Origin of the sequence: Pantoea sp. UBA6567, from assembly GCF_002434165.1 — a bacterium.
Taxonomy (GTDB): domain Bacteria; phylum Pseudomonadota; class Gammaproteobacteria; order Enterobacterales; family Enterobacteriaceae; genus Pantoea; species Pantoea eucrina.
Genome location: NZ_DJJN01000012.1, coordinates 115267 through 140583 on the forward strand (window position 1 = coordinate 115267; position 25317 = coordinate 140583).

The 25317-nt window shown below is 57.5% G+C and carries 21 protein-coding genes and 3 tRNA genes; 5 read left to right on the top strand and 19 right to left on the bottom strand.

What is annotated here, in order from left to right; translation table 11 throughout:
• Positions 1 to 14 precede the first annotated feature (14 nt).
• Both B4M48_RS17715 and bsmA read left to right on the top strand, forming a co-directional pair.
• A complete protein-coding gene (locus B4M48_RS17715; RefSeq protein WP_071669177.1) occupies positions 15 to 1946 on the top strand; it encodes a methyl-accepting chemotaxis protein in 1932 nt (643 codons plus the stop codon).
• A 57-nt stretch (positions 1947 to 2003) separates the two neighbouring features.
• Positions 2004 to 2327, top strand: coding sequence for a biofilm peroxide resistance protein BsmA (gene bsmA, locus B4M48_RS17720; protein ID WP_250341117.1), 324 nt, complete (start codon positions 2004 to 2006; stop codon positions 2325 to 2327).
• On the opposite strand, the gene B4M48_RS17725 is transcribed toward bsmA, so the two are convergent.
• From B4M48_RS17725 to nnr, 15 genes are all read right to left on the bottom strand, one after another.
• Positions 2304 to 3932, bottom strand: coding sequence for an isovaleryl-CoA dehydrogenase (locus B4M48_RS17725; RefSeq protein ID WP_039380614.1), 1629 nt, complete (start codon positions 3930 to 3932; stop codon positions 2304 to 2306). The genes bsmA and B4M48_RS17725 overlap by 24 nt on opposite strands.
• Before the next feature lie 135 nt (positions 3933 to 4067).
• Positions 4068 to 4802 carry a 23S rRNA (guanosine(2251)-2'-O)-methyltransferase RlmB gene (gene rlmB, locus B4M48_RS17730; protein WP_039380618.1) on the bottom strand — a complete coding sequence of 245 codons (735 nt, stop codon included), beginning with the start codon at positions 4800 to 4802 and terminating at the stop codon, positions 4068 to 4070.
• A gap of 125 nt (positions 4803 to 4927) precedes the next feature.
• Complete coding sequence (gene rnr, locus B4M48_RS17735; protein WP_039380621.1) at positions 4928 to 7363, bottom strand: ribonuclease R; 2436 nt, start codon at positions 7361 to 7363, stop codon at positions 4928 to 4930.
• A 15-nt stretch (positions 7364 to 7378) separates the two neighbouring features.
• Positions 7379 to 7822: a nitric oxide-sensing transcriptional repressor NsrR gene (gene nsrR / locus B4M48_RS17740; RefSeq protein ID WP_039380624.1), complete on the bottom strand. Its 444-nt coding sequence runs from the start codon at positions 7820 to 7822 to the stop codon at positions 7379 to 7381.
• Between the two features lie 194 nt (positions 7823 to 8016).
• Positions 8017 to 9315 carry an adenylosuccinate synthase gene (locus B4M48_RS17745; protein ID WP_071669175.1) on the bottom strand — a complete coding sequence of 433 codons (1299 nt, stop codon included), beginning with the start codon at positions 9313 to 9315 and terminating at the stop codon, positions 8017 to 8019.
• Positions 9316 to 9480: 165 nt separating this feature from the next.
• Positions 9481 to 9681 (bottom strand): DUF2065 domain-containing protein, encoded by a 201-nt coding sequence (locus B4M48_RS17750; protein WP_039380628.1) that lies wholly within the window; start codon positions 9679 to 9681, stop codon positions 9481 to 9483.
• A 54-nt stretch (positions 9682 to 9735) separates the two neighbouring features.
• A complete protein-coding gene (gene hflC, locus B4M48_RS17755; RefSeq protein WP_071669174.1) occupies positions 9736 to 10740 on the bottom strand; it encodes a protease modulator HflC in 1005 nt (334 codons plus the stop codon).
• Positions 10741 to 10743: 3 nt separating this feature from the next.
• Positions 10744 to 11979, bottom strand: coding sequence for an FtsH protease activity modulator HflK (hflK, locus tag B4M48_RS17760; RefSeq protein ID WP_071669173.1), 1236 nt, complete (start codon positions 11977 to 11979; stop codon positions 10744 to 10746).
• A gap of 217 nt (positions 11980 to 12196) precedes the next feature.
• Positions 12197 to 13477, bottom strand: a complete 1281-nt coding sequence (gene hflX, locus B4M48_RS17765; RefSeq protein ID WP_039380634.1) for a ribosome rescue GTPase HflX — start codon at positions 13475 to 13477, stop codon at positions 12197 to 12199.
• 80 nt (positions 13478 to 13557) lie between these two features.
• Complete coding sequence (gene hfq / locus B4M48_RS17770) at positions 13558 to 13872, bottom strand: RNA chaperone Hfq (protein ID WP_039380637.1); 315 nt, start codon at positions 13870 to 13872, stop codon at positions 13558 to 13560.
• Positions 13873 to 13972: 100 nt separating this feature from the next.
• Positions 13973 to 14923: a tRNA (adenosine(37)-N6)-dimethylallyltransferase MiaA gene (gene miaA / locus B4M48_RS17775; protein ID WP_288657511.1), complete on the bottom strand. Its 951-nt coding sequence runs from the start codon at positions 14921 to 14923 to the stop codon at positions 13973 to 13975.
• Positions 14916 to 16805, bottom strand: coding sequence for a DNA mismatch repair endonuclease MutL (gene mutL / locus B4M48_RS17780; RefSeq protein WP_145339504.1), 1890 nt, complete (start codon positions 16803 to 16805; stop codon positions 14916 to 14918). The genes miaA and mutL overlap by 8 nt, the downstream gene beginning before the upstream one ends.
• Positions 16806 to 16845: 40 nt before the next feature.
• Positions 16846 to 18507 (bottom strand): N-acetylmuramoyl-L-alanine amidase AmiB, encoded by a 1662-nt coding sequence (gene amiB, locus B4M48_RS17785; protein WP_039380646.1) that lies wholly within the window; start codon positions 18505 to 18507, stop codon positions 16846 to 16848.
• Positions 18504 to 18977, bottom strand: a complete 474-nt coding sequence (tsaE, locus tag B4M48_RS17790) for a tRNA (adenosine(37)-N6)-threonylcarbamoyltransferase complex ATPase subunit type 1 TsaE (protein ID WP_039380649.1) — start codon at positions 18975 to 18977, stop codon at positions 18504 to 18506. The genes amiB and tsaE overlap by 4 nt, the downstream gene beginning before the upstream one ends.
• A gap of 6 nt (positions 18978 to 18983) precedes the next feature.
• Positions 18984 to 20498, bottom strand: a complete 1515-nt coding sequence (gene nnr / locus B4M48_RS17795; RefSeq protein WP_071669171.1) for a bifunctional ADP-dependent NAD(P)H-hydrate dehydratase/NAD(P)H-hydrate epimerase — start codon at positions 20496 to 20498, stop codon at positions 18984 to 18986.
• Here nnr and queG point away from each other — a divergent pair.
• Positions 20497 to 21636: a tRNA epoxyqueuosine(34) reductase QueG gene (gene queG, locus B4M48_RS17800; RefSeq protein ID WP_039385654.1), complete on the top strand. Its 1140-nt coding sequence runs from the start codon at positions 20497 to 20499 to the stop codon at positions 21634 to 21636. The genes nnr and queG overlap by 2 nt on opposite strands.
• 425 nt (positions 21637 to 22061) lie before the next feature.
• Here the strand turns inward: queG and B4M48_RS17805 are convergent.
• From B4M48_RS17805 to orn, 4 genes are all read right to left on the bottom strand, one after another.
• Positions 22062 to 22137, bottom strand: a tRNA-Gly gene (locus B4M48_RS17805).
• 25 nt (positions 22138 to 22162) lie between these two features.
• Positions 22163 to 22238: transfer RNA gene (locus B4M48_RS17810), tRNA-Gly, on the bottom strand.
• 78 nt (positions 22239 to 22316) lie between these two features.
• Positions 22317 to 22392, bottom strand: a tRNA-Gly gene (locus B4M48_RS17815).
• Positions 22393 to 22610: 218 nt separating this feature from the next.
• Entirely contained in the window at positions 22611 to 23159 is a 549-nt protein-coding gene (gene orn / locus B4M48_RS17820) for an oligoribonuclease (RefSeq protein ID WP_039380653.1), read from the bottom strand.
• A gap of 102 nt (positions 23160 to 23261) precedes the next feature.
• Between orn and rsgA the strand changes: the two genes are divergently transcribed.
• Entirely contained in the window at positions 23262 to 24311 is a 1050-nt protein-coding gene (gene rsgA / locus B4M48_RS17825; RefSeq protein WP_288657512.1) for a small ribosomal subunit biogenesis GTPase RsgA, read from the top strand.
• 96 nt (positions 24312 to 24407) lie between these two features.
• Positions 24408 to 25304 (top strand): archaetidylserine decarboxylase, encoded by an 897-nt coding sequence (gene asd, locus B4M48_RS17830; protein WP_094111853.1) that lies wholly within the window; start codon positions 24408 to 24410, stop codon positions 25302 to 25304.
• Positions 25305 to 25317 lie beyond the last annotated feature (13 nt).

Genomic DNA, 25317 nt, shown 5'->3' on the forward strand with positions numbered 1-25317 from the left:
ATAACAGGTATTTTATGAAGCGTCTTTCTCTCAGCGCCCTGAGCCTTGGCGTCAGGCTGTCTGTATTGACGTCTTTCAGCGTCGCCGTCGTACTGTTTGTCCTGACATTTACCCTGAGCCATAACGCCGCCCGTCAGCTGGAGCAGCTGGCAACCGACGATATGACCAATCAGGTACAGGGCATCAGTGAAATGGCCACGCTGTTTAACGCTACGCTCTCCGAAGAGGTGGCAAACTACACCAGATTATTCCAGAGCTTTTTACCTAAACGTTTCAGCCGTGACGAGAGCACCCGCGTTCAGACAGGTGAGCTGAGCACGCCGGTGCTGCGTGCCGGTCTGAAAACGCTTAATCTCGATCAGCTTGCCGTGGATGACTTTTTTGAGCGTACCGGCGCGGTGACGACCATCTTTGTCCGCGACGGTGATGACTACGTGCGTATCGCGACGTCACTGAAAAAAGAGGATGGCAGCCGCGCCATTGGCACCCGCCTGGATCGCAGCAGCGCCGCCTGGCGCAGCGTACAGCAAGGCACCACATGGCGCGGGCTGGCTACGCTGTTCGGGCATCGCTATATCACCCAGTATGAGCCGGTACGTGATGAAAGCGGCAGCGTCATTGCGATTTTATTTGTCGGCGTAAAAATCGATACACAGTATGCGCTGATACGCGACAAAGTGCTGGCGCGCCATCTTGGTGACAGCGGCAGTTTCTTTGTGCTGAATGGTACGCCGGGCAGTAAACAGGGCACCTACCTGTTTGACCGCCACGCTGAGGGGCAGCAGCCGCGCTGGAGTCAGGCGGTACAGCAGCGGCTGCTTACACAGCCCGCCGGGCTGCTCAGCTTTGAGGACGCCGGTGAAACCCGGCTGCTGGCGTGGCAGCAGCTGCCGGGCTGGGACTGGGTTATTGCCGGTGAGGTCAGCCGTGCCGCGTTGCTGGCGCCGGTTACGCAGAGTCGCAACCTGTTTATGGCTATCGGCCTGGCGCTGGTGCTGCTGTTTGCTGCCGGCTTTGTTTTTTACTGTCGTCATGCCCTTACACGCCCGTTGCAGCAGGTGATCCATCTGGCCGAAGAGTATGCGGCGGGTAACCTGCAGGCGCATCTTAACTCAGCGCGACGCGATGAGGTGGGCCAGCTGGTGGCTGCCATCAACGGCATTGGCGACGGGCTGGAAAAAGTGGTGCGCCAGGTGCGGGGCGCCGCTCAGGAGATCAGTGACGGCACCGATACGATTGCGGCTGGCAGCGCGACCATCAGCGAGCAGATTAGCCGTCAGGCGAGCAGCGTGGAAGAGACTTCCGCCAGCATGGAGCAGTTTGGCGCCACGGTGGCGCAGACCGCGGCTAACGTACGTCAGGCGATGGCATTGATGAGCGAAGCTGCCGGTACCGTCAGTCAGGGTGGGGCCACTGTCGCCCGCTCAGCGGAAACCATGGCGGAGATCAGGGTTGCGTCGCAGAGTATTGCCGATATTACCCATGTGATTGAGTCAATAGCATTTCAGACCAATATCCTGGCACTGAACGCGGCCGTAGAAGCCGCGCGCGCCGGCGAACACGGGCGCGGCTTTGCCGTAGTCGCCGCCGAAGTGCGGGCGCTGGCGCAACGCAGCGCCAGCGCAGCAAAAGAGATCGATACGCTGATCGCCCGCTCCATTGAGCGGGTTGCGGCGGGCCATGCGCTCTCTGAGCAGACGCGCGATAATATGAGCCACATTGTGACGCATTTTGAGCAGGTCAAAACGCTGATGGATGAGATCAATATCGCGGCACAGGAGCAGGCGGCGGGTATCGGTCAGGTTAACCTGGCGATGAACCATATTGGTCAGGCGACACATCAGAGCAGCGATATGGTTATGCAGTCTGAGAGCACCGCCCGGCATCTGAGCGAGAAAGGGCATCATCTTACGGCGCTGGTCAGCCTGTTCAGGCTCAACAGCTGATGATTGCGGGAAGATGGCTTACACTTTAGCTATCTTCCCTGCATTTCCGGAGCCGTTATGTCCCGTCTGTTACTGCTGTTGAGTCTGGTGCTGTGTGGATGTTCAACGCTGCAGTCGACCCCGCAGGCGCCACCGCCGCCCGCCTCACAGCCCCAGGAGATTTCGCGCGCGCAGAGCGCCGGACTGCCGAAGCTGGGCAATATCAGCGCGTCGACGCGCGGTTCACCGGATGATGCACAGCGCGCGATTGCCGCACGCGCCAGCCAGGCTGGGGCTGTCTATTATCAGATTGTGATGCTGGATGACACCTCCTTTCCCGGCCTGTGGTACGCCACCGCGATCCTCTACGGCGCGCCTTCAGGCAGCGCCGGCGCGCAGTAGCAGACGCGCGGCCAGCGTCTCATCCGGGCCACGTGCGCCGCGCCCGTCGAGCGCAAGCGCACACCACGCATCGGCCAGCGGCGGTTCTGCGACTTTCAGTAGTATCGCCGCACTCGCCAGCCAGAACAGCTCCTGCGCCAGGTCACGCGCCTGCGCTTCATGCGGATGACGCAGCTGCAGACGCAGCTGACGCCAGCTGCGATCAACATGACGATTAGCGCCCCTCACCGCCTCAAACTCCTGCTGCAGCAGCGCATGGCATGCAGGATAGCGCTGCAGTACGCGCAGAATATCCAGACACATGACATTGCCCGATCCCTCCCAGATGCTGTTAACCGGCATCTCGCGATACAGCCGCGGCAGTTCGCTCTGTTCGCAGTAGCCGATACCGCCCAGCACCTCCATGCTCTCCGCGACAAACGGCATACCGGCCCGGCAGATGGCAAACTTCGCTACCGGTGTAAAGAGCCGGGCATAGAGCCGCTCCGTCTCGCTGGCTGGCGCTGACCACGCCCGGGCGAGCCGCAGCAACAGCGCAGTCTGCGCTTCAAGCTGCAGCGCCTGTCGTGCCAGCTGGAGGCGCATCAGCGGCTGCTCGCTGAGCGGTTTGCCCATGACCTGTCGCTGCTGCGCATGATGCAGCGCCACCGACAGCGCACGGCGCATCAGGCCGTGGCTGCCGAGCGCGCAGTCGAAGCGCGTCATGCCGCCCATGCGTAACAACAGCCGCACGCCTTCACCCTCTTCGCCCATCAGCCAGCCAGTGGCATCCTGAAACTCCACTTCAGCGCTGGCATTGGAGCGGTTGCCCAGCTTCTCCTTGAGCTGCTCGATGCGCAGCGCATTGCGCGTGCCGTCAGGCAGCAGTCGCGGCAGAAAAAAACAGCTCAGGCCGCGTGAGGTATGGGCCAGGATCAGATGCGCATCGCTTTGCGGCACAGAGAAAAACCATTTATGACCGGTAATGCGCCACGGCTCGCCCGGCGCACGCACACCGAGTGGTTCAGCGCGCGTGGTGTTAGTCAGCACGTCAGTACCGCCCTGCTTTTCAGTCATCCCCATGCCAATCAGCAGCCCGCGCTTCTGACCGCCTGGCAGGTGATGGGCATCGTAGCGGTCGCTCAGCAGGCCTGCGCGCCAGTCAGCATAGGCTGCGGGCAGATGCGCCTGCAGCAGAGGAAGCGCGGCGTGCGTCATGGTGACCGGACAGAGGGAACCCGCTTCCGCCTGGGCATGCAGAATAAAGCGCGCCGCACGCGCTACCATGGCATGAGCCGGGGCATCAGGCTGCCAGCTGAGATTATGTAAGCGGCTGGCACAGACGCCCTGCATCAGCAGATGCCAGGCGGGATGAAACCGCACCTCGTCGATGCGCTCGCCGCGCGCGTCATAGCGCTGCAGTACCGGCGGTTCACTATTGGCCAGCCGTCCCAGCTCCAGCGATTCCGCGCTGCCAAGCTGCAGACCAACCGACGCCAGCCACGCCTGGTCCCAGGCCGCGCCTTCGCGCACCACGGCATCGCACAGAGCGCTGTCGCGGGTAAACAGATTACTGTTACAGAGAGGATGAGGCTGATTGAATACGTGGTGAGTGGTATGAAACATAGCGCCTCCTGATGATAACGCATCATAGCGACGAGGCTGCCAGGCAGAGTAACCGTCTGGCAGCCTGCTCTGTCTGAATTATTCAGGAGAGCCGTACAGGAGGGGAAAGCGCTTGTTGATATTTTGCGGTGCCGATCACGCCTGGCGCTGGCGCACGGCCTCAAACAGGCAGACGCCGGTCGCCACCGAGACGTTCAGCGAAGAGACGCTGCCTGCCATCGGAATGCTGATCAGCTCATCGCAGTGTTCGCGCGTCAGGCGGCGCATACCTTCGCCCTCCGCCCCCATCACCAGCGCCAGCGGACCGGTCATTTTGCTCTGATAAACCGTATGATCCGCCTCACCGGCAGTGCCAACGATCCAGATGTTGTATTCCTGCAGCAGTCGCATAGTGCGCGCCAGGTTAGTGACGCGAATGAGCGGAACGTTTTCCGCAGCGCCGCTGGCGACTTTTTTTGCCGTGGCGTTAAGCGGTGCAGCACGATCTTTCGGCACGATGACCGCATGAACACCCGCCGCGTCAGCACTGCGCAGGCAGGCACCCAGGTTGTGTGGATCGGTTACGCCGTCGAGGATCAGCAGAAACGGTTTCTCCAGCGACTGCAGCAGATCGGGCAGATCGCCCTCCTGGTAATTTTTACCCGGTTTGATACGCGCCACGATGCCCTGATGCACGCCGCCCTCTACCTGTGCATCGAGCCACTGGCGGTTAGCCAGCTGGATCACAATACCCTGAGCTTCCAGTGCGGCAATCAGCGGCTGCAGGCGGCGATCGTCGCGCCCTTTGAGAATGAAAACTTCCTGAAAACGCTGGGGGTCGCGCTCCAGCAGCGCCTGCACGGCATGAATGCCAAAAACTATTTCGCTCATTATTTTGCTCAAGATTGGGTTAGAACAGCGATCGCTGAGATCCGGGTTCAGGATGCGCGCGGCGGCGCATCCGGTACAGCGCGTACAGCATACCCGGATTGCCTGTCAGGACAATCCGGTGACCATCAGGTCGCGCTGCTTTTTTTTGATGCCCGCTTAGCCTTAGTGGCGGCGGCGATTTTACGGGTTTTCTCAGAGACTTTATTGCCTTTTTTCTCACTTTTCTGCGCAGCAGCCGGTTTCTTTTCACCACGGAAAGCCGCATCCGGTTCAAAGTTGCCTTTTTTACCCGCGTCGCGACGGCGCTTTGTGGCAGGCTTGCCGCTGCGCTTCTCGCGTTCCCGCGCGGTTTTGCCTTCGCCACGCGGCACGCGCTTGCTGGAGATCAGTGCAAAATCGATTTTACGCTCATCCATGTGCACCGCATCCACGCGCACTTCCACCGCATCGCCAAGACGATAGGTACGGCCGCCCGACTCGCCGATCAGACGCTGTCCGACGGCATCAAAGCGATAATAGTCGTTATCCAGCGTGGAGACATGCACCAGGCCATCGATGAACAGATCGCTCAGCCGCACAAAGAAGCCAAAGCCGGTCACGCTGGAGATCACGCCGTTAAACACATTGCCCACCTGATCCTGCATGAAGTCGCACTTCAGCCAGTCAGCAACGTCGCGCGTCGCTTCATCAGCGCGGCGCTCGGTCATCGAACAGTGCTGACCCAGCTGCAGCATCTGCTGCATATCATAGTGGTAGCCGCCGTTCGGCGTAGTGATACCGTTTTCCATGCCCTGCTCTTTTGCCAGCAGATATTTAATCGCCCGGTGCAGCAGCAGATCCGGATAGCGGCGGATCGGCGAAGTAAAGTGGGCGTAAGAAGCCAGCGCCAGACCAAAGTGTCCGCGGTTTTCCGGATCGTAGACCGCCTGTTTCATGGAGCGCAGCAGCATGGTCTGCAGCATCTCAGCATCCGGACGCTCGGCGATCTGATCCAGCAGTTCGGCGTAGTCCACAGGCTGCGGTTTTGCGCCGCCCGGCAGGCTCAGACCCAGCTCGCTCAGTACGGTGCGGAAACTGGTGATGCTGTCTTCACTCGGACGATCGTGATCGCGGAACAGCGCCGGCTCCTGGTGTTTCTCCACAAAGCGGGCAGACGCGATGTTAGCGAGGATCATGCACTCTTCGATAAGTTTATGCGCGTCGTTACGTACCGTGCGCTCAACGCGCTCAATACGGCGCTCAGCGTTGAAGATAAACTTCGCTTCTTCCGTTTCAAATGAGATGCCACCGCGCTGCTCGCGTGCGGTTTCCAGCACCTCGTACATAGCGTGCAGCTCTTCGAGATGTTTTACCTGTGCCGCATACTGCTCACGCAGCTCGGGATTACCCTGCAGGATATTCCAGACTTTGTTATAGGTCAGTCGCGCGTGTGAGTTCATCACCGCTTCATAATGCTTATAGCCGGTCAGTTTACCGCTGGCAGAGATAGTCATCTCACAGACCATGCAAAGGCGGTCAACCTGCGGATTCAGCGAGCAGAGGCCGTTGGAGAGGATCTCAGGCAGCATCGGCACGACCTGCGACGGGAAGTAGACTGATGTTCCGCGCTGATGCGCTTCGTCATCCAGCGCCGTACCCGGCCGCACGTAGTAACTTACGTCAGCGATCGCTACCCACAGGCGCCAGCCACCACCGCGCTTTTTCTCGCAGTAGACGGCATCATCGAAGTCGCGGGCATCTTCGCCATCAATGGTAACCAGCGGCAGCTGACGCAGATCGATACGTCCCTGCTTCGCCGCTTCCGGCACCTCTTCTTTCAGCTTCGCAATCTCTCTTTCGACCTCTTCCGGCCAGGTGTGCGGAATTTCATGCGTACGCAGCGCCATATCAACTGCCAGACCGGTGCCCATATTGTCGCCGAGGATTTCGGTGACTTTACCGATAGCTTTGGTGCGGCGCGTGGCGCGCTGCACAATCTCGACCACGACAACAGAGCCCATCCGGGCATCAAGCGTTGCGTCCTGCGGAATAAGAATATCAAAGCTCAGACGGCTATCGTCCGGCACCACGAAGCCCGTGCCGGCATCGGTAAAGTAGCGGCCGACAATCTGGCTGTTGCGCGGTTCAAGCACCCGCACCACGCGCGCTTCACGGCGACCTTTACGATCGGCACCGCCTGGCTGCGCCAGGATCACGTCGCCATGCAGGCAGAATTTCATCTGTTCGGCGGAAAGATAGAAGTCATCTTTTTGCCCTTCAGCGCGTAAAAAGCCGTAGCCGTCACGATGGCCAATCACTTTGCCGCGCAGCAGGTCGAGGCGTTCCGGCAGCGCATAGCACTGACGACGGGTAAAGACCAGCTGACCGTCACGCTCCATTGCGCGCAGACGACGGCGCAGCGCCTCCAGCTGATCTTCACTGGTGATGTTTAACGCCCCCGCAATCTCTTCGCGGCTGGCTGGTTTTTCCCGCTGCTCCAGCAGCCCGAGAATAAATTCGCGGCTGGGGATCGGGTTATCATATTTTTCAGCTTCTCTGTCCTGAAAAGGATCTTTTGACATTAGGTTCCTCCGATGTCATTTGGAGTGGATTGCCACCGGCGGTTCGGACAATAGGATGTGGTAGAGCGAATCGTTGTTTCTTACCAGATCGGCCAGCGTATAGTTATCCAGCTCCTGCAAAAATAACTGCACGGCGTCATTAAGCGCCTTACGTAAGCGGCAGGCTGGGGTGATGGCGCAGGTGTCACAGTTAACTAACTGCAGCGGCTCCATCTTTCTGACAACGTCGCCAATAATAATTTTTTCCGGGTCCATACCTAAACGAATTCCGCCGTTTTTGCCGCGTGTAGCAGCTACAAAGCCGGCCCGGCTCAGTTGATTGATGATTTTTACCATATGGTTACGCGATACGCCGTAAGTATCGGTGACTTCAGTAATGTTAGTCTGCCTGCCCTCGGGCAGCGTAGCCATGTAAATCAGTGCGCGCAGACCATAATCGGTAAAACTTGTTAGCTGCACATATACCTCAGTAAACCATCAGATTTTTTAGTTTTAGCGCCAGCTGCACGCTTCGATTAACAATGATGATAAACCAGTGCGGAAAAACCCGGAGCGCTTTTTTCATGCCCGTGTGGTCCTGAGCCGAAAAAAACAGAGTGAGCGGAAGCAGACAGCGGATAAACAGAGGCCGGAACATGTCCGGCCTGAGAAGATTATGCGTCGAACGGATCGCGCAGAATCATGGTCTCACTACGGTCCGGGCCCGTTGAGATAATATCAACCGGCACACCGGTTACTTCTTCGACACGCTTGATGTAATCACGTGCGGCCTGGGGCAGACCCTCCACGGTTTTGACACCAAAGGTGGTCTCACTCCAGCCAGGCAGAGTTTCGTAAATCGGTTCGATACCTTCCCAGCCTTCAGCTGCCAGCGGCGTAGTGGTCATCTCGCGGCCATCCGGCATACGGTAGCCGACACAGATTTTAACCTCTTTCAGGCCATCCAGCACGTCCAGTTTGGTCATGCAGAAGCCGGAAAGCGAGTTAATCTGTACGGCACGGCGTACAGCAACCGCATCAAGCCAGCCGGTACGGCGACGGCGGCCGGTAGTGGCACCAAACTCATTGCCCTGCTTGCACAGAAACTCACCGGTCTCATCAAACAGCTCGGTCGGGAACGGACCCGCTCCGACGCGGGTGGAGTAGGCTTTCACGATACCCAGCACGTAGTCGACATAGCGCGGACCGATACCGGAGCCGGTTGCCACGCCGCCTGCGGTGGTGTTAGAGGAAGTCACATAGGGGTAAGTACCGTGGTCGATATCCAGCAGGGTACCCTGCGCACCTTCAAACATGATCAGATCGCCACGCTTGCGCGCGCCATCCAGCAGATCGGATACGTCCACTACCATGCTGGTCAGGATGTCCGCTACGGCCATCACGTCGCTCAGCACTTTTTCGTAGTCAACGGCATCGGTTTTGTAGTAGTTCACCAGCTGGAAGTTGTAGAAATCAACAATCTCTTTCAGCTTGGCTGCAAAGGTCTCTTTGTTGAACAGATCGCTGACCCGCAGGCCGCGACGCGCCACTTTATCTTCATAGGCAGGCCCGATACCGCGGCCCGTGGTACCGATCGCTTTGGCACCGCGCGCTTTTTCGCGTGCCAGATCCATTGCAACGTGATATTGCAGGATCAGCGGGCAGGCTTCAGAAATCAGCAGACGTTCACGTACCGGCACACCGCGCGCTTCCAGACCATTCATCTCTTTCATCAGCGCTTCAGGTGACAATACCACCCCGTTACCAATGATGCTGGTAACATTTTCACGCAGGATGCCAGAAGGAATTAAGTGGAGGACGGTTTTTTCACCGTTGATGACAAGTGTATGGCCTGCATTGTGGCCACCCTGGTAACGCACCACATAATTAGCGCGTTCAGTCAGAAGGTCTACGATTTTACCTTTACCTTCGTCACCCCATTGGGTGCCCAGTACGACGACGTTCTTACCCATTTCTAAAATCACCGATTGCTTAAAAATGGATTCTACCATCGGTTTTTCACAGTTTCAGCACTTTTAGCACACGTTTGCGCTGTTTTTTGCCTGCCTTTTGTTCAGCTCACAACATGTTGGGGAGGCTCGGCCCGACAGGCACAACTTAACCGGTAAGCGGCGCGATTATCCCTGCATATGCTGGCTGAACAGGCAGTAAATCACCACGCCCGCCACCACCAGTCCACCGCCAAAACGATGCAGCAGGCGGTCAGGCAGCTGCGTCAGAGAAAGGATCATGCGCCGCCAGAGTCGCGGCATTAACATCGGCCCTGCGCCTTCCAGTATCAGCACCAGCGCAAGCGCCATCCAGATGGTTGAATTCATACGTTATCCAAAAAAAAGGGCCGACATCAGTGTCGGCCCTGGCTTTATAAGCGCTTATCGTGAAACGTTGGTCGGTGCTTTCATATAGCGGAAGAAATCGCTATCCGGGCTCAGCACCATGACGTCCTGATTATCCGCAAAGCTGTTTTCATACGCCCGCAGGCTGCGAATGAACGCATAGAAATCAGGATCCTGGCTGAAGGCATCGGCGAACAGCTTGGCGGCTTCACCATCCCCTTCACCGCGCGAGATCAGCGCCTGACGCTGCGCTTCAGCCAGCGTACGGGTTACCTGGTAATCAGCCTGCGCACGCAGTTTTTCTGCCTCTTCCTGCCCCTGTGAACGCTGGCTACGGGCAACCGCTTCACGCTCGGCGCGCATACGGTTGTAGATGGCGTCAGAGACTTCAGTTGGCAGGTTGATCTGCTTAATACGCACATCAACAACCTGAATACCCAGCGCCGCCATACTGTTTGGATTTGGCGCAGGCTCGCTGCTATTGGTTTCGCGCTCAACGCGTGCGGCAGCGCTGGCGATGGCATCATCTGCTGCCGGCGTCTGAACTTCATCATCGTTACCCGCGCTGCCCGTGTTCAGCGCATCGCGTACGTCAGTGGTCAGACGGCCACGCGAATCGGTCACGATATCTTTCACATCGAGACGGCCCATTTCTGAACGCAGGCGGTCGCTGAACTTACGTTTCAGCAGCACCTCAGCCTGAGAGATATCGCCACCGCCCGTTGCCAGGTAGTAGCGGCTGAAGTCGCTGATACGCCACTTGATATAAGAGTCGACGATCAGATCTTTCTTCTCTTTGGTGACAAAGCGATCGGCCTGGTTATCCATGGTCTGAATACGTGCATCCAGCGATTTCACGGTTTCAATGAATGGAATTTTAAAGTGCAGACCCGGCGCATAAACCTGTGGCTTATTCTCGTCGTCGCGCAGGACTTTACCAAAACGCAGCACGATACCGCGCTGCCCTTCCTGCACAACAAACAGTGACGCGTAGAGCACCACCAGCACTACGATAATTACGGCGATGATTGGCTTACGCATCGGTTACTCCCTCCCTTCGCGCTGGGTATCGTTGCGCAGCGCGTTTGCGCGGCGCTGGTCCATGACGCTGTCCGGACTATAAGATGAGTTACTGTTGCGATCGGCACTGCTGCCTGGCGACGAAGGCAATTTCATCAGGTTAGTGTTGTTCTGGCCACTCTGGCTGCCTGACTGGCCGTTGCGCAGCAGCTGGTCGAGCGGCAGTACCATCAGATTGTTGCTGCGATCGTTAACCAGCACTTTACGCGTATGACTCAGCACGCGCTCCATGGTTTCGATATAGAGACGCTCTTTGGTGATTTGTGGTGCCGCCTTGTACTCCGGCAGCAGACGCGCAAAACGGGCAACCTCACCCTGCGCTTCCAGTACGGTACGCTCTTTGTACGCTCGCGCTTCTTCCAGAATACGCTGCGCCTGACCGTTGGCACGCGGCTGCACTTCGTTGGCATAGGCTTCTGCTTCACGCACATACTGCTCACGGTTTTCGCGTGCGGCGATCGCATCATCAAACGCGGCTTTTACCTCTTCCGGTGGACGCGCCGCCTGGAAGTTTACGTCAAGCAGGGTGATCCCCATATTGTAGGGGCGAATCGTTTCGTCAATCTCACGCTGCGTATCGCTACGCACCACGGTACGCCCTTCGGTCAGAATGCGATCCATGGTGGAACGACCAATCACGCCACGCAGCGCGCTGTCGGTGGCCTGACGCAGGCTGTCATCCGCGCTGGTTACTGCATAAAGATAGCGCTCCGGATCGGTCACGCGATACTGGACGTTCATCTCAACGCGTACCACGTTTTCATCGGATGTCAGCATCACGCCTGATGCAGCCAGCTCGCGCACGGCTTCAACGTTGACAGCGCGTACGTTATCAATAAATGTCGGCTTCCAGTTGAGGCCAGGCTCAACCAGATGACTGAATTTGCCAAAACGGGTTACAACACCGCGTTCCGCTTCTTTGATGGTGTAGAAGCCGCTTGCCGCCCAGATAATCACTACGGCTGCGCCTGCAATGCCAACCAGTTTGCCACCGCTACCGCCGCTGCGCTGACCGTTATCGTTCTGTTTGCCACCGCCCAGTCCGCCGAGTTTTTTACTCAGCTTACGGAAGATATCATCCAGATCGGGAGGCCCCTGCTCGCGCCCTCCTTTATTCCCCCCAGAGTTGCCGCCTTGATTATTGCTGCTTCCCCACGGGTCGCGGTCCTGTCCGTTATTTCCGGGCTGATTCCACGCCATGTTTCTACTCCATTTATTGTATTTACGTGTTTTACCTTTCACGTCGCCTGCTGCCGCGCGGTAAACTGCCTGCCCGTCGCCGGACCGCTACAGAGGTAAGCATCCGGTCAGTCGCACAGTGGTTGTTGCGCCCGCAAAACCGTGTTCCGGCGCAGACAACCTGCAATCATACTTACAGCATCATTCTCATGTGTCAGATAAAGGCGTTTGGGCAATATCAAACAATATAACTGGTTAGCAACGGCTCCTGTTTGCATAAGCGATGCCAGTCAACAATTGGCATACGCACCTGCAAACCCGTACTGCCATCTTCTTCATTCCACTCTTTTTCTATCGCCTGCAGCTGGTAAAAGCGGCTACGCAGACGTCCTGCTTCAGGTGGCAAACGCAGTTCATACTGCGCAATCTCACCTGCCAGCCGTTCTGAGAGCGCCTGCCACAATAGCTCCAGACCGACGCCGTTTTGCGCTGAGAGCCATACGCGCGTCGGGCGCTGCTCTTCATCGCGATCGATACGCGGTTCAAACCCATCCAGCATATCGATTTTGTTCATAACCAGCAGCGAGGGGATCTCATCCGCCTCAATTTCAGCCAGCACTTCATTCACGGCGTCAATGTTGTCGGTAACGCGTAAATCAGCGGCATCGATGACGTGCAGCAGCAGAGTTGCCTGGCGGGTCTCCTGCAGCGTTGCTTTAAACGCCGCGACCAGATCGTGCGGAAGATGGCGGATAAAACCGACGGTATCGGCCAGCACCACCTCGCCTACGTCGGCGACATTAAGACGGCGCAGGGTTGGATCGAGCGTGGCAAACAGCTGATCCGCCGCATACACATTGGCAGACGTTACCGCGTTAAACAGGGTGGATTTTCCGGCGTTGGTGTAACCCACCAGCGAAACAGTAGGCACATCAGCTTTGGCACGCGCCTGACGTCCCTGTTCACGCTGCTTTTCAACACGCTCAAGCCGCGACAGGATCTGGCTGATGCGACCGCGCAGCAAGCGCCGGTCAGTTTCCAGCTGAGTTTCACCGGGTCCACGTAGTCCGATGCCGCCTTTCTGACGTTCAAGGTGTGTCCAGCCGCGCACCAGGCGGGTGGCCAGATGGCGTAGCTGCGCCAGCTCGACCTGTAATTTCCCTTCATGGGTACGGGCGCGCTGCGCAAAGATGTCGAGAATTAAGCCGGTGCGATCGATAACACGACATTCGCACAGACGCTCGAGATTACGTTCCTGAGCAGGAGATAAGGCATGATCGAATAATACGACCGATGCTCCACTCGCTTTTACCGCATCGGCAATTTCAACTGCCTTTCCTTCACCGACAAAATATTTGGGATGTGGCGCTTTACGACTGCCGGTAATGACCTGCAGTGCATCGACGCCCGCAGAAGAGACAAGAGTTTCAAACTCCTGCAAATCTTCCAGCTCTTTGTCTTGGGAGAACCAGATGTGTACCAGTACGGCCTGCTCACCGGCATCATAACGGTCAAACAAGCTATAACCTCGCTAAAATAAAATAACCAGGACGGGAAAACCTGATTGCTCCCCGGCCCTGGCTTTACGGCTACGCAAACTTACTCTGCGCTATCACCGTCTTGTTGTGGCTGCGATTGAGCGCTCTGATTGCTTCCGCCGTGGTGGTAGTTACTGCTACCGCCGCCGCCCGCATTATTACTGTGATGCGAAACCGGACGCGAAGGAACCACGGTAGAGATGGCGTGCTTATACACCATCTGGCTCACTGTGTTTTTCAGTAAAATAACGAACTGATCGAAAGACTCAATTTGTCCCTGCAGCTTAATGCCGTTCACCAGATAAATCGAAACCGGAACACGTTCACGACGCAGTGCGTTCAGAAACGGGTCTTGTAATGATTGCCCCTTAGCCATTCTATCTTTTCCTTATATGCTTGTTGTTTGTTACCTAAGAACCGTGGTTCAGAAAAACTGCGTAAAAATTTGCGCACGCTAACCGATCAATTGTACACAATCAGCCCTGCTTAGCACTAACTACCTGAAGTACCGTGTCGCGGGCTGTTTCAGGCGCATCACTGTCTAACCAGTGCACATCTTCCCAGCCTCGTAACCAGGTCATCTGGCGCTTGGCTAACTGCCGGGTGGCGCAAATTCCCCGATAAACCATATCGTCATAGCTGATTTCGCCTGAAAGATAAGACCACATCTGGCGATAACCGACACAACGAATGGAAGGCATATCCGTATGCAAATCACCTCGCGCAAAAAGGGCACGAGCCTCCGCCTCAAAGCCTGACGCTAACATCTGGTCGTAACGCATTGCAATGCGCTGGTGCAGCATTTCACGATGCGCCGGAGCGATCGCAAACTGGTGCACATCGTAGGGTAGCGCTTCACCGGACGTTTTTGTCAGTTCCGTTAAAGTTTTACCCGAAATAAAAAAAACTTCCAGTGCTCGCGAAAGTCTCTGCGGATCATTCGGATGAATACGACTGCCGGCGACCGGATCGATTTCACACAGCTGGCGGTGCAGGGTTTCCCACCCTTGTTCAGCCGCCGTTTGCTCTATTTGCTGACGTATTTGCGGATCGGCCGGGGGCAGCGGCGACAATCCTTCAAGCAACGCCTTAAAGTAGAGCATGGTTCCACCAACAAGCAGCGGAATTTTACCTTCCCGGGTAATCTCCGCCATTTCTGCCAGCGCATCGCGACGAAATTCAGCGGCAGAATAACTCTCCGCCGGATCGCGTATGTCCAGCAGACGGTGAGGAGCCAGCGTCTGCTCTTCAGCTGAAGGTTTTGCTGTTCCTATATCCATCCCGCGATAGATCAGGGCGGAGTCAACGCTAATCAGCTCTACCGGCAGCTGCTGGCGTAATGCAATGGCCAGCGCGGTTTTGCCGGAGGCGGTTGGCCCCATCAAAAAAATAGCCTTTGGCCGGCCAGCCTGGTTTAGTTCACTCATGCTTTAACGCGTTAATCGCGCTCTCAATATCCAGGGTCTGTAACAGACCTGAAGGCGGCGACTTCAGCAGCTGCGGACAGAGCCGTTCCAGCTCCGCCAGTAGCGCAATCGCCTGCGAGTGATTCCAGTGTGGCTCCTCTGCATCCTCACGACGTGCCAGCCACTGAGCCAGCATGGACGCAGAAACCTCTTGCTGCCGGGCCAGGTAGCCTAACAGTTCTGGAATCAAGATTTGTAAATTTTGTGTTCTTAACGGTAAAGGCACCGCGCGCAGGGTGACATGCTGCCCATCCCGCTGCAAATCAATACCCATCTGCTGCAGCAGCGCAGCCCGGGTGGTAATAACCTCCTGCTCACTGGCGGCAATTTTCAGGCGTACCGGTATCAGCAGCGGCTGCGGCCGCAGCCCCTCCTCCCCCGGCTGAAGCTGCGCCTGCTTTAGCCAGCGCGAAGCGACGGACAGCGAGAGTAGCTGGAGCGCTGCGCCCCGCTCCAGCAGCGCATAGCGCTCGCGGACGACGCTGAGCACGCGGCCAAAACTCTGCGCGTGCGCGGCCAGCGGTGCACCAGCTGTGGGCTCGCGCGTTCTCTGTGGGGCTGCCGGAGCCGGTGTCGGTGCCGCGGGTGCGGCTGAGGGCGTCTTCAGCAGCTGCTGATACGCGGCGCCCTCACGGGCGCGATACGCGGGTTCTTTATGCTGCCAGCCTGCGCCCGCGTTTCCGCTGCGGGCAGGCGCACGATCGCGCGGGCTGGCGGCGGCGTCGTCAGGCCGGGATGGGGCAGCGGCAGGCTGAGCAAAATGGTTACCGCCGGCAGCCTGACGGTTCTCTGGCTGCCACGGTGCAGCAGGCTCTTTTACCGCGACTTCCGGCAGCTCCGCACTGCGGCTCGCCTGCAGCACGCTCATCACGCCCTGCCAGATAAAGTCATGCACCAGTCGCGACTGGTGAAAGCGCACTTCATGCTTGGCAGGATGAACGTTGACATCAACCTGATGCGGGTCGATCTCCAGATAGAGTACATAGGCAGGCTGCTGATCGTCGCCCCCCTGGGCCTGCCAGGCCTGGCGGATGGCATGGTTGATCAGCTTGTCGCGCATCATACGACCGTTGACGTAGCAATATTGCAGGTCCGGAGTTTGCCGCGCGCCAGCCGGATCGGCTACCCAGCCGCGTAGCGCGAGATCGTCATGCTGCCAGTCGATACGCAGCGCATGCTGCATAAATGCCGTACCGCAGATCGCGCCCAGACGTCGTTCCTGTTGCGACGTCTGCGTCACGCCGCGGTACTGACGCACCAGTTTACCGTTGTGCGTGAGCGAAATCGCGACGTCAAAACGCGCCAGCGCAATGCGACGGATCACTTCATCAATATGGGTGAACTCCGTTTTTTCCGTGCGCATAAATTTGCGCCGGGCCGGCGTGTTGTAGAACAGATCCAGCACCTCCAGCGAGGTTCCCACCGGATGGGCCGCCGGCTTAACGGTGACCTGCATATCACGCCCTTCGGCGTACGCCTGCCACGCTTCCTGCTGATCGGCGGTGCGTGAGGTCAGCGTCAGACGGGAAACTGAACTGATGCTGGCCAGCGCTTCACCGCGAAAGCCGAGGCTGGCTATCGCTTCGAGATCGTCCAGCGACGCAATTTTACTGGTAGCGTGACGCGCCAGCGCCATCGCCAGCTCTGCTTTGGGAATACCGCAGCCATTATCGCGAATGCGAATCAGCCGGGCTCCGCCTTTTTCAATATCGATATCGATACGCGTTGCGCCGGCATCGAGGCTGTTCTCCACCAGCTCTTTTACAACCGATGCCGGACGCTCAACCACTTCGCCAGCGGCAATCTGGTTTGCCAGCTGCGGCGGTAAAATCTGTATAGGCATGGTGGTGATCCTTGTAGCTTGCTGGCCCGAAGGCCAGCGATCAGGATTGAGGAATTTTTAAATTCTGTCCCAGCATTACATTGTCTGACTTCATATTATTGGCCTGCATAATCGCTTTCGGACTCACGCCGTAACGCACGGCAATGGCCGTCAGCGAATCACCGCGAACCACTTTGTGGCGCGCCGGGCGTGCAGCCGTCGTGCTGACGCGGCTGCCGGCAGGTACTTTCAGGCGCTGCCCCACCCAGACCACGTCGCGCTTCAGGTTGTTGAGATCGCGCAGCGTCGCCATGCTGACCCCATACTTTGCGGCGATTCCCGACAGCGTTTCGCCGCGCGTTACCGTGTGGCGCTGCGTCACGCCCGTATACTGTACGGTTCCGCTGGCGGGATTGCTGGCGACGCTAACCGCTGGTGCGCTGTCCAGCGGCCGGTTTTCCTGCTTTGGGACGGACTGTAACGGATGTGCGAGGAAATAACTGCGCAGGCCTTTATGGATCGCCAGCGCAATTTTTTCCTGGTACGCACTGCTGCCAAGCAGCCGCTCCTCCCCGGCGTTACTGATAAAGCCGGTTTCAACCAGTAAAGATGGAATATCGGGTGAACGCAACACGCCAAGGCTGGCGTGCTCCGGCAACCGTTTATGCAGCGGCGTGATGCCGCGTAACTGCTGCAGAACTTTGACCGCTACGTCATAACCGACGCGCTGTGAGTGGCCAAACTGCAGATCCAGCACCGCCTGGCTGAGATAGGGATCGGCCTGGCTGTTCGCCAGCAGATCGCCCGCTCCGCCCAGCAGCTCAGACTGTTTCTCTTTCTGCTCCAGCCAGTTTGCCATTTCGTTATTGGCGCGCCGGTTTGACAGCACCCAGACGGAAGCGCCGGTTGCCGAGTGGTTTGGCGCCGCATCGGCGTGAATAGAGACCAGCAAATTGGCGTTCTCTTTGCGGGCAACCTCTGAACGTCCCATCACCGAGATAAAGTAATCGCCGTTGCGCGTCAGCACCGGTTTAAACATCGGATCCCGATCCAGCAGCGCTTTAAGCTTGCGTGCAATAGCGATAGTAACGTTTTTTTCCCGCAGCCCGCGCTGCCCCATCGCCCCCGGATCCTGCCCGCCATGACCGGCGTCAATGGCCACAATCACCGCATCGTTAAGGGTAACCGCGCCGCCCGGACGTATCGTGGTGTTGCTGTTGGTCACCGCGGTGACCGGATTGCCATCAAACGGATTGCCCTGGCTGCTGGCTACGCTGGCGCTCTGGCGCGCAGCGGTAACCGGCGCGGCTGCGGTGCTGCTGCGGTTTACCGGCCGGGTGCCGCGCAGGGTAAACACCACGCGATAATTATTGCCGTCACGCTGCGTCGCAGCGCGCGTTTTAGTGGACTGGTTTAAATCAAATACCAGCCGGATGCTCCGGGCATCTTTAGGCTGGCTGTTGCGAATGCGCTGCACGATGTTTTCACCGCTGAAGCTCAGCGGCAGCCCTTTGATCGTGCCGCTCTGGCGAATATCCAGCACCACCCGGTCAGGGTTATGCAGCGGAAAAAAACCGTATACCGGCTGGCCGTTGAAGCTGAGCGTCACCGTTGCCTGATTCGCCCCGTTCTCAACTTTAATATCTGAAAGCGTGGCGGCAAATGACGTAGCGGAAAACAGGCAGAGCACGACCAGCACGATGCTTTTTATCCGTGGCTTCATGCCGGATCTCCCTGCTGCATCTGCTCCAGCAGCACGGCGCCATGTGCGGAAACCGCCGTGATTTCTGCTTCACGCCCCGTTTCTGCATAACGCAGCGTCAGTGACAGATCGGGCTCGGGCAGAAAGCCTGCGCCCTGCTGCGGCCATTCAACCAGACAGAGCGCCTCACCGCTGAAATAGTCGCGGATACCCATAAACTCCAGCTCTTCCGGATCGGCCAGGCGATAGAGGTCGAAATGATAGAGGGTACGATCGCCAATCTCATAGGGCTCAACCAGCGTATAGGTCGGGCTTTTAACATTGCCCTGATGACCGAGCGCCTGCAGAAAGCCGCGGCTGAACGTCGTTTTACCGGCGCCCAGATCGCCATACAGATAAATAACGGCCGCGCTGCTGCAAACGCGAGCCAGTTGCGCACCCATTTTCAGGGTTGCCGCCTCATCGGGCAAAGAAATTACACAGGTTTTCATGCGTTATTATTGCATCATCTCTGGATTAACAAACTGCCACAGTTGCTCAAACAAATCAGTGGCTAACATACCGCGCGTTCCGTGCTGACGGGCAACTGCATCGGCCGCTGCGCCGTGTACCACGCAGCCCGCACAGGCGGCTTCAAACAGCGAAAGCTGCTGGCCCAGCAGGGCCGCAATGATACCGCTCAGCGTATCGCCCATGCCGCCCGACGCCATACCGGCGTTACCGACATCAGCAATGGCAATATCGCCCGCGGCGCTGGCAATGACCGTACCGGCGCCTTTCAGAACCACGACTCCGCCATAACGCCGGGCCAGGTTCTGCGCGGCCTGCAGGCGATCGTGCTCGATCTCACTGGTTTTTACTCCGAGCAGCCGGGCCGCTTCGCCGGGATGCGGCGTAATGATGCGATTCTGACGGTTATCCGGATTGATTGCCAGCAGGTTAAGCGCATCTGCATCCCAAAGCATGGGCTTTTCACAGGCCGCGACCTGCTGCAGCGCCTGCTGTGCCCAGTCGCGTTGTCCCATACCCGGCCCAATCGCCACAACGTCCGCCCACGCCAGCGCGTTATGCAGTTTTTCGCGCGTAAATGCATCAACCATCAGCTCAGGACGTGCGGTAATAAGCGGACCGATATTATCAGCCTGCGTCAGCACGCGCACCAGTCCGGCACCGCTGCGTAGTGCCGCCTCGCCGGTCATACGGATGGCGCCGGCAGTACCGCTGTCGCCGCCAATAATCAGCAGCTGTCCGTGATCGCCTTTATGCGAGGTCGCCTGGCGCGGTTTAAGCCAGCGCGTCAGGTGCTCCGCTGCATAGCGCCGGACAGGCGCCTGTTGCCCGCTGAGCCAGGCATCAAGGCCCAGCGTATCGCAGTGCAGCTCACCGACATGATCGCGTGCTTTTCCCGTCAGCAGACCCGGCTTCAGCGCAATCATGCTCAGCGTGCGACTGGCGACAACCGCCGCACCTGGCGTGGCACCGGTCGTCGCCAGTAAGCCGGACGGCACGTCGATAGCGAGTACCGGCGCGGTGTGCTGATTGATCGCTTCAATCAGGGGTGCATAAGGTGCCGCGGGCGCGCGGCTGAGGCCGGTGCCCAGCAGCGCGTCCACAATCAAATCGACCTGCTCCGGCCACGGGCTGTCTGCGGCATGAATCTCGCCGCCTGCGTCCAGCCAGGCTTCGCGCGCCTGCCGTGCTTCATCAGGTAGCGGCCTGCTGCCTTCACACGCCAGCAGCGTGACCGCCATACCGGCTGCCTGAGCCAGCCGCGCAATGACGTAGCCATCACCGCCGTTGTTGCCGTGGCCGCACAGGATCAGCCAGTGCCCGGCCTCTGGCCAGCTCTGGCGCGCCAGGGTAAAGCTCGCCTGACCGGCGCGCTGCATCAGTTCATAAAGCGTCAGCCCCAGGCTGTCTGCTGCATCCTGCTCCAGCTGCGCCATGGCCTGCGCAGGCCAGACAGAGTGTGGTAAACTGCGCGCGTTTGCATCAACTGCCTGGTTTCTCATGTCATACCCTCTCGATCTTCAACAGCTTGCTCAACAGATTAAACAGTGGGGCCGCGACCTCGGCTTTCAGCAGGTCGGCATCTGCGACACCGATTTACGTGCTGAAGAGCCAAAGCTACAGGCGTGGCTGGACAAGCAGTATCACGGTGAGATGGCATGGATGGCGCGCCACGGCATGATGCGTGCGCGTCCGCATGAACTGTTGCCCGGCACGCTGCGGGTGATCAGCGTCCGCATGAACTATCTGCCCGCAAAAGCGGCTTTTTCCCAAACCCTGAAAAATCCTCAGCTTGGCTACGTCAGCCGCTATGCGCTGGGTCGCGACTATCACAAAGTATTGCGCAATCGTCTGAAAAAGCTCGGAGAAATGATCCAGGCGCACTGCAGTGAACTCAATTTTCGCCCGTTTGTGGATTCCGCTCCCGTAATGGAGCGGCAGCTGGCGGCGAAAGCGGGCCTCGGCTGGACCGGAAAACATTCACTGATTCTGAATCGTGAAGCGGGCTCATGGTTTTTCCTTGGTGAACTGCTGATCGATCTGCCGCTGCCGGTGGATGCTCCCCAGGAGGAGCAGTGTGGCCGCTGCGTCGCCTGCATGACGATCTGCCCGACCGGGGCCATTGTTGAGCCCTATGTTGTGGATGCGCGGCGCTGTATCTCCTACCTCACCATTGAGCTGGAAGGCGCCATCCCTGAAGCGTTGCGTCCGCTCATCGGCAACCGTATTTATGGCTGTGATGACTGCCAGCTGATCTGTCCCTGGAACCGCTACAGCCAGCTGACGGATGAAGCGGACTTTTCACCGCGTGCGGTACTGCATGCGCCAGAGCTGACCGCGCTGTTTGGCTGGGACGAAGCGCGTTTTCTGCGCGTGACGGAAGGCTCGGCAATCCGGCGAATCGGTCATCTGCGCTGGCTGCGCAACATTGCCGTGGCGCTGGGCAATGCCCCCTGGTCAGCTGAATGCGTGGCGGCGCTGCAGCAGCGACGCGGTGAAGATCCGCTGCTGGATGAGCATATTGACTGGGCGCTGGATCAGCAGCAGCAGAAGCGCGCAGCCGAAGTTATTGAGGTGCAGCCTGCGAAAACGCTGCGTTTAGTCCGCGCCGTGGAAAAGGGTCTGACACGTGATGCATGATTGAGCGCATCTGCTGCACACAGGCTTGTCCACACGCTGTGCATAAGATTTTTTCATAAAAATAGTGACGCACAGGCATGCGTGGTCTATAGAGACCATTAACATAATGAAATAGTGATTTATATAATAAAAACAATTACTTGAATGTAAATTGTAAACTTATATTTGCTGAATAACGCGCAGGCGTCGAGCCAGAGCTTGTGGATAACTCTGTTTAAAAGGGTTTTGCATGATGGGTATAACGCCGCCTTTCAGGCGCGGACAAATTGTGGATAACTTGCAGCGGTATGCAGCAAACCATCGGCAATATCGACGCTGACACAGCGTGTGTAATGTTCAGAACAACGCAGACTGCAGAAAGAGCAAAAGCAGTGCTTAATGTCTGATGACGCCCGCAGGCAGGAAACAATCGTGAATAAGAAAACTGGAGCGGGAAACGAGACTCGAACTCGCGACCCCGACCTTGGCAAGGTCGTGCTCTACCAACTGAGCTATTCCCGCAAAGAGGTTACTACAAAACAGATTCTGGAGCGGGAAACGAGACTCGAACTCGCGACCCCGACCTTGGCAAGGTCGTGCTCTACCAACTGAGCTATTCCCGCATTATCGTTGATATTCAGCCTGCTGCTATGCGGCAAAGCAAAACATCTGATATTGGTATCTGACTACATCTTTAAATCTGGAGCGGGAAACGAGACTCGAACTCGCGACCCCGACCTTGGCAAGGTCGTGCTCTACCAACTGAGCTATTCCCGCATCATCATCGCGACTATCTGAACCGGCGTAACTTTCACGCGGAGGGATAAACGCTGATGCTTTACTGCTGCGCACCACACGAAATTCTTCATCGGTACGGGGTGCGCATTATACGAGAATTCGTTTTTGCCGCAAGCCTCTTATCGCAAAATTTTGCGCTTTCAGCGCGTTTGCTGATTTAATCGACAAAATGATGCTTTACTGTGCATTTCAGGCCGTTAAAGCTGCAAAAAATGCTCGCGATAGTACGCCAGCTCCGCGATTGACTCGCGAATATCATCCAGCGCCTGGTGCGTACCCGCTTTTTTAAAGCCCGGCAGGATCTGCGGTTTCCAGCGTCGCGCCAGCTCTTTCAGCGTGCTGACATCCAGATAGCGATAATGGAAGTAGGCTTCCAGCTCTGGCATATAGTTAAACAGAAAACGGCGATCCTGACCGATGCTGTTGCCGCAAATCGGTGAAGTGTTGGCAGGCACCCACTGCTGCAGAAACGCCAGCGTGGCTTGTTCTGCCGCCCGATCGTCATACTGACTCGTTTTGACCCGCTCAACCAGGCCACTGCCGGTATGGGTCCGCACGTTCCACTCATCCATCAGGGCCAGCTGCTCATCAGACTGATGCACCGCCAGTACCGGCCCCTCAGCGAGCACGTTTAAGTTTGCATCGGTAACGATCGTCGCGATCTCAATAATGCGATCGCGAAGCGGATCGAGTCCGGTCATTTCAAGGTCGATCCAGATCAGGTTATTTTCGTTTCCAGCTGTCATCTATTTTCCATCCATTGCCAGTGTCGTCATTCGACCGCGTTAAGGTGTATCATAGACGTTTTGCCCAGCGGGGCGAAGCCTGGCGAAAGCGTGAGAGGATGCGTGAGCAAAAATAAACTGACGAAGGGTCAACAACGTCGCGTAAGCGCAAACCATCAGCGTCGTCTGCAGCAACGGAGTGAAAAACCGGAGCCTGATGATAGCCTGTTTGGCGATGCGTCTGAGGGCGTGGTGATCAGCCGCTTTGGCATGCACGCAGATGTCGAAGACCAGGCGGGCGAAGTGCATCGCTGTAATATCCGCCGCACTATCCGCTCGCTGGTTACCGGCGATCGCGTTGTATGGCGTGCAGCGAATGAAAATGGCGGTAAAGGTATCGTTGAAGCGGTACACGAGCGTAAAACCGTGCTGACCCGCCCCGATTTTTATGACGGCGTAAAGCCTATCGCGGCCAATATCGATCAGATCATGATCGTGTCAGCTATTTTGCCGGAGCTTTCGCTCAATATTATCGACCGCTATCTGGTCGCCAGCGAAACGCTGGGTATTGAGCCGTTACTGGTACTCAACAAGATCGATCTGCTGGATAGTGACGCGCGTGCGTTTGTTGATGAGCAGATGGATATCTATCGCCATATCGGCTATCGCGTGCTGATGGTCTCCAGCTACGCACAGGATGGCCTGAAAGATCTGGAAGCGGCACTGACCGGGCGCGTCAGCATTTTTGCCGGCCAGTCAGGCGTGGGTAAATCGAGCCTGCTGAACCGGCTGCTGGGACTGGATGTTGCCGGCAGTGAGATTCTGACCAATGATGTGTCGGATGTGTCCGGACTGGGTCAGCACACCACGACCGCCTCACGTCTTTACCACTGCCCGCACGGCGGCGATGTGATCGACTCGCCCGGAGTGCGTGAATTTGGCCTGTGGCACCTTGAGCCGGAACAGGTTACCCGCGGGTTTATCGAATTCCGCGAATTTCTCGGCAGCTGTAAGTTCCGCGACTGCAAGCACGATACCGATCCCGGCTGCGCAATCCGTGAAGCGGTAGAGAATGGCCTGATCAACGCGTCGCGCTTTGATAATTACCACCGTATTCTTGAGAGTATGGCGCAGGTAAAAACGCGTAAAAACTTTTCTGCCGATGAAGATTGATCGGTAAAACGACATAGTCGCTAACTCACCGGGGCGCTGCTACAATCCGCCCCCCCTTTTTTACGTAAACCACAGGTATTAAGCCAGGAGGCAACGGTGTTTGATCGTTTTAAACTCGGCCTGAATCATATTCTGCCCAAGAAGGCGCTGACCGAACTCGCCGGCTGGGGCGCCAGTCGCCGCGGTGGCTGGCTGACCAAAGCGGTCATTGATGCTTTCGTCTGGTTCTATAAAGTTGACATGGCGGAAGCCAGTAAGCCGCATACCGGCAGCTATCGCACGTTCAACGATTTCTTTGTCCGCCCGCTGAAAGAGGGTGCCCGCCCTGTCGATCCTGACGCCTCGCTGCTGGCGCTGCCGTGTGATGGCGCGATCAGCCAGCTGGGCCGCATCACCGGCGATCAGATTTTTCAGGCGAAAGGACACTACTATACGCTGCAGGCGCTGCTGGCAGGCAACGACGAGCTGGCAGAGAAGTTTATTGATGGGGAGTTCGTTACCACTTATCTTGCCCCGCGCGACTACCACCGCGTGCATATGCCCTGCAACGGCATTCTGCGTGAAATGATCTACGTGCCGGGCGACCTCTACTCCGTTAACCCGCTCACGGCGCGCAATATTCCTAATCTGTTTGCGCGTAATGAGCGCGTTATCTGCGTATTTGATACCGATCACGGCCCGATGGTGCAAATTCTGGTGGGTGCCACTATCGTCGGCAGTATTGAAACTGTCTGGGCAGGAACCGTGACGCCGCCGCGTGAAGGTGTGATCAAACGCTGGCGCTATCCTTCTGCCGAACATGATGGTGCGGTCGTACTGCTGAAAGGTCAGGAAATGGGCCGTTTCAAGCTGGGTTCAACCGTGATCAACCTGTTCGCTCCTGACCGGGTAAAACTGGCGGAAAGCCTGGAGGCGGAAAGTAAAACGCGTCTCGGCCAGCCGCTGGCTATTGCACTGCCGCAGTCTGGCGACAGCGCCCCGCTGACTCAATAATCAGAGACCTGCT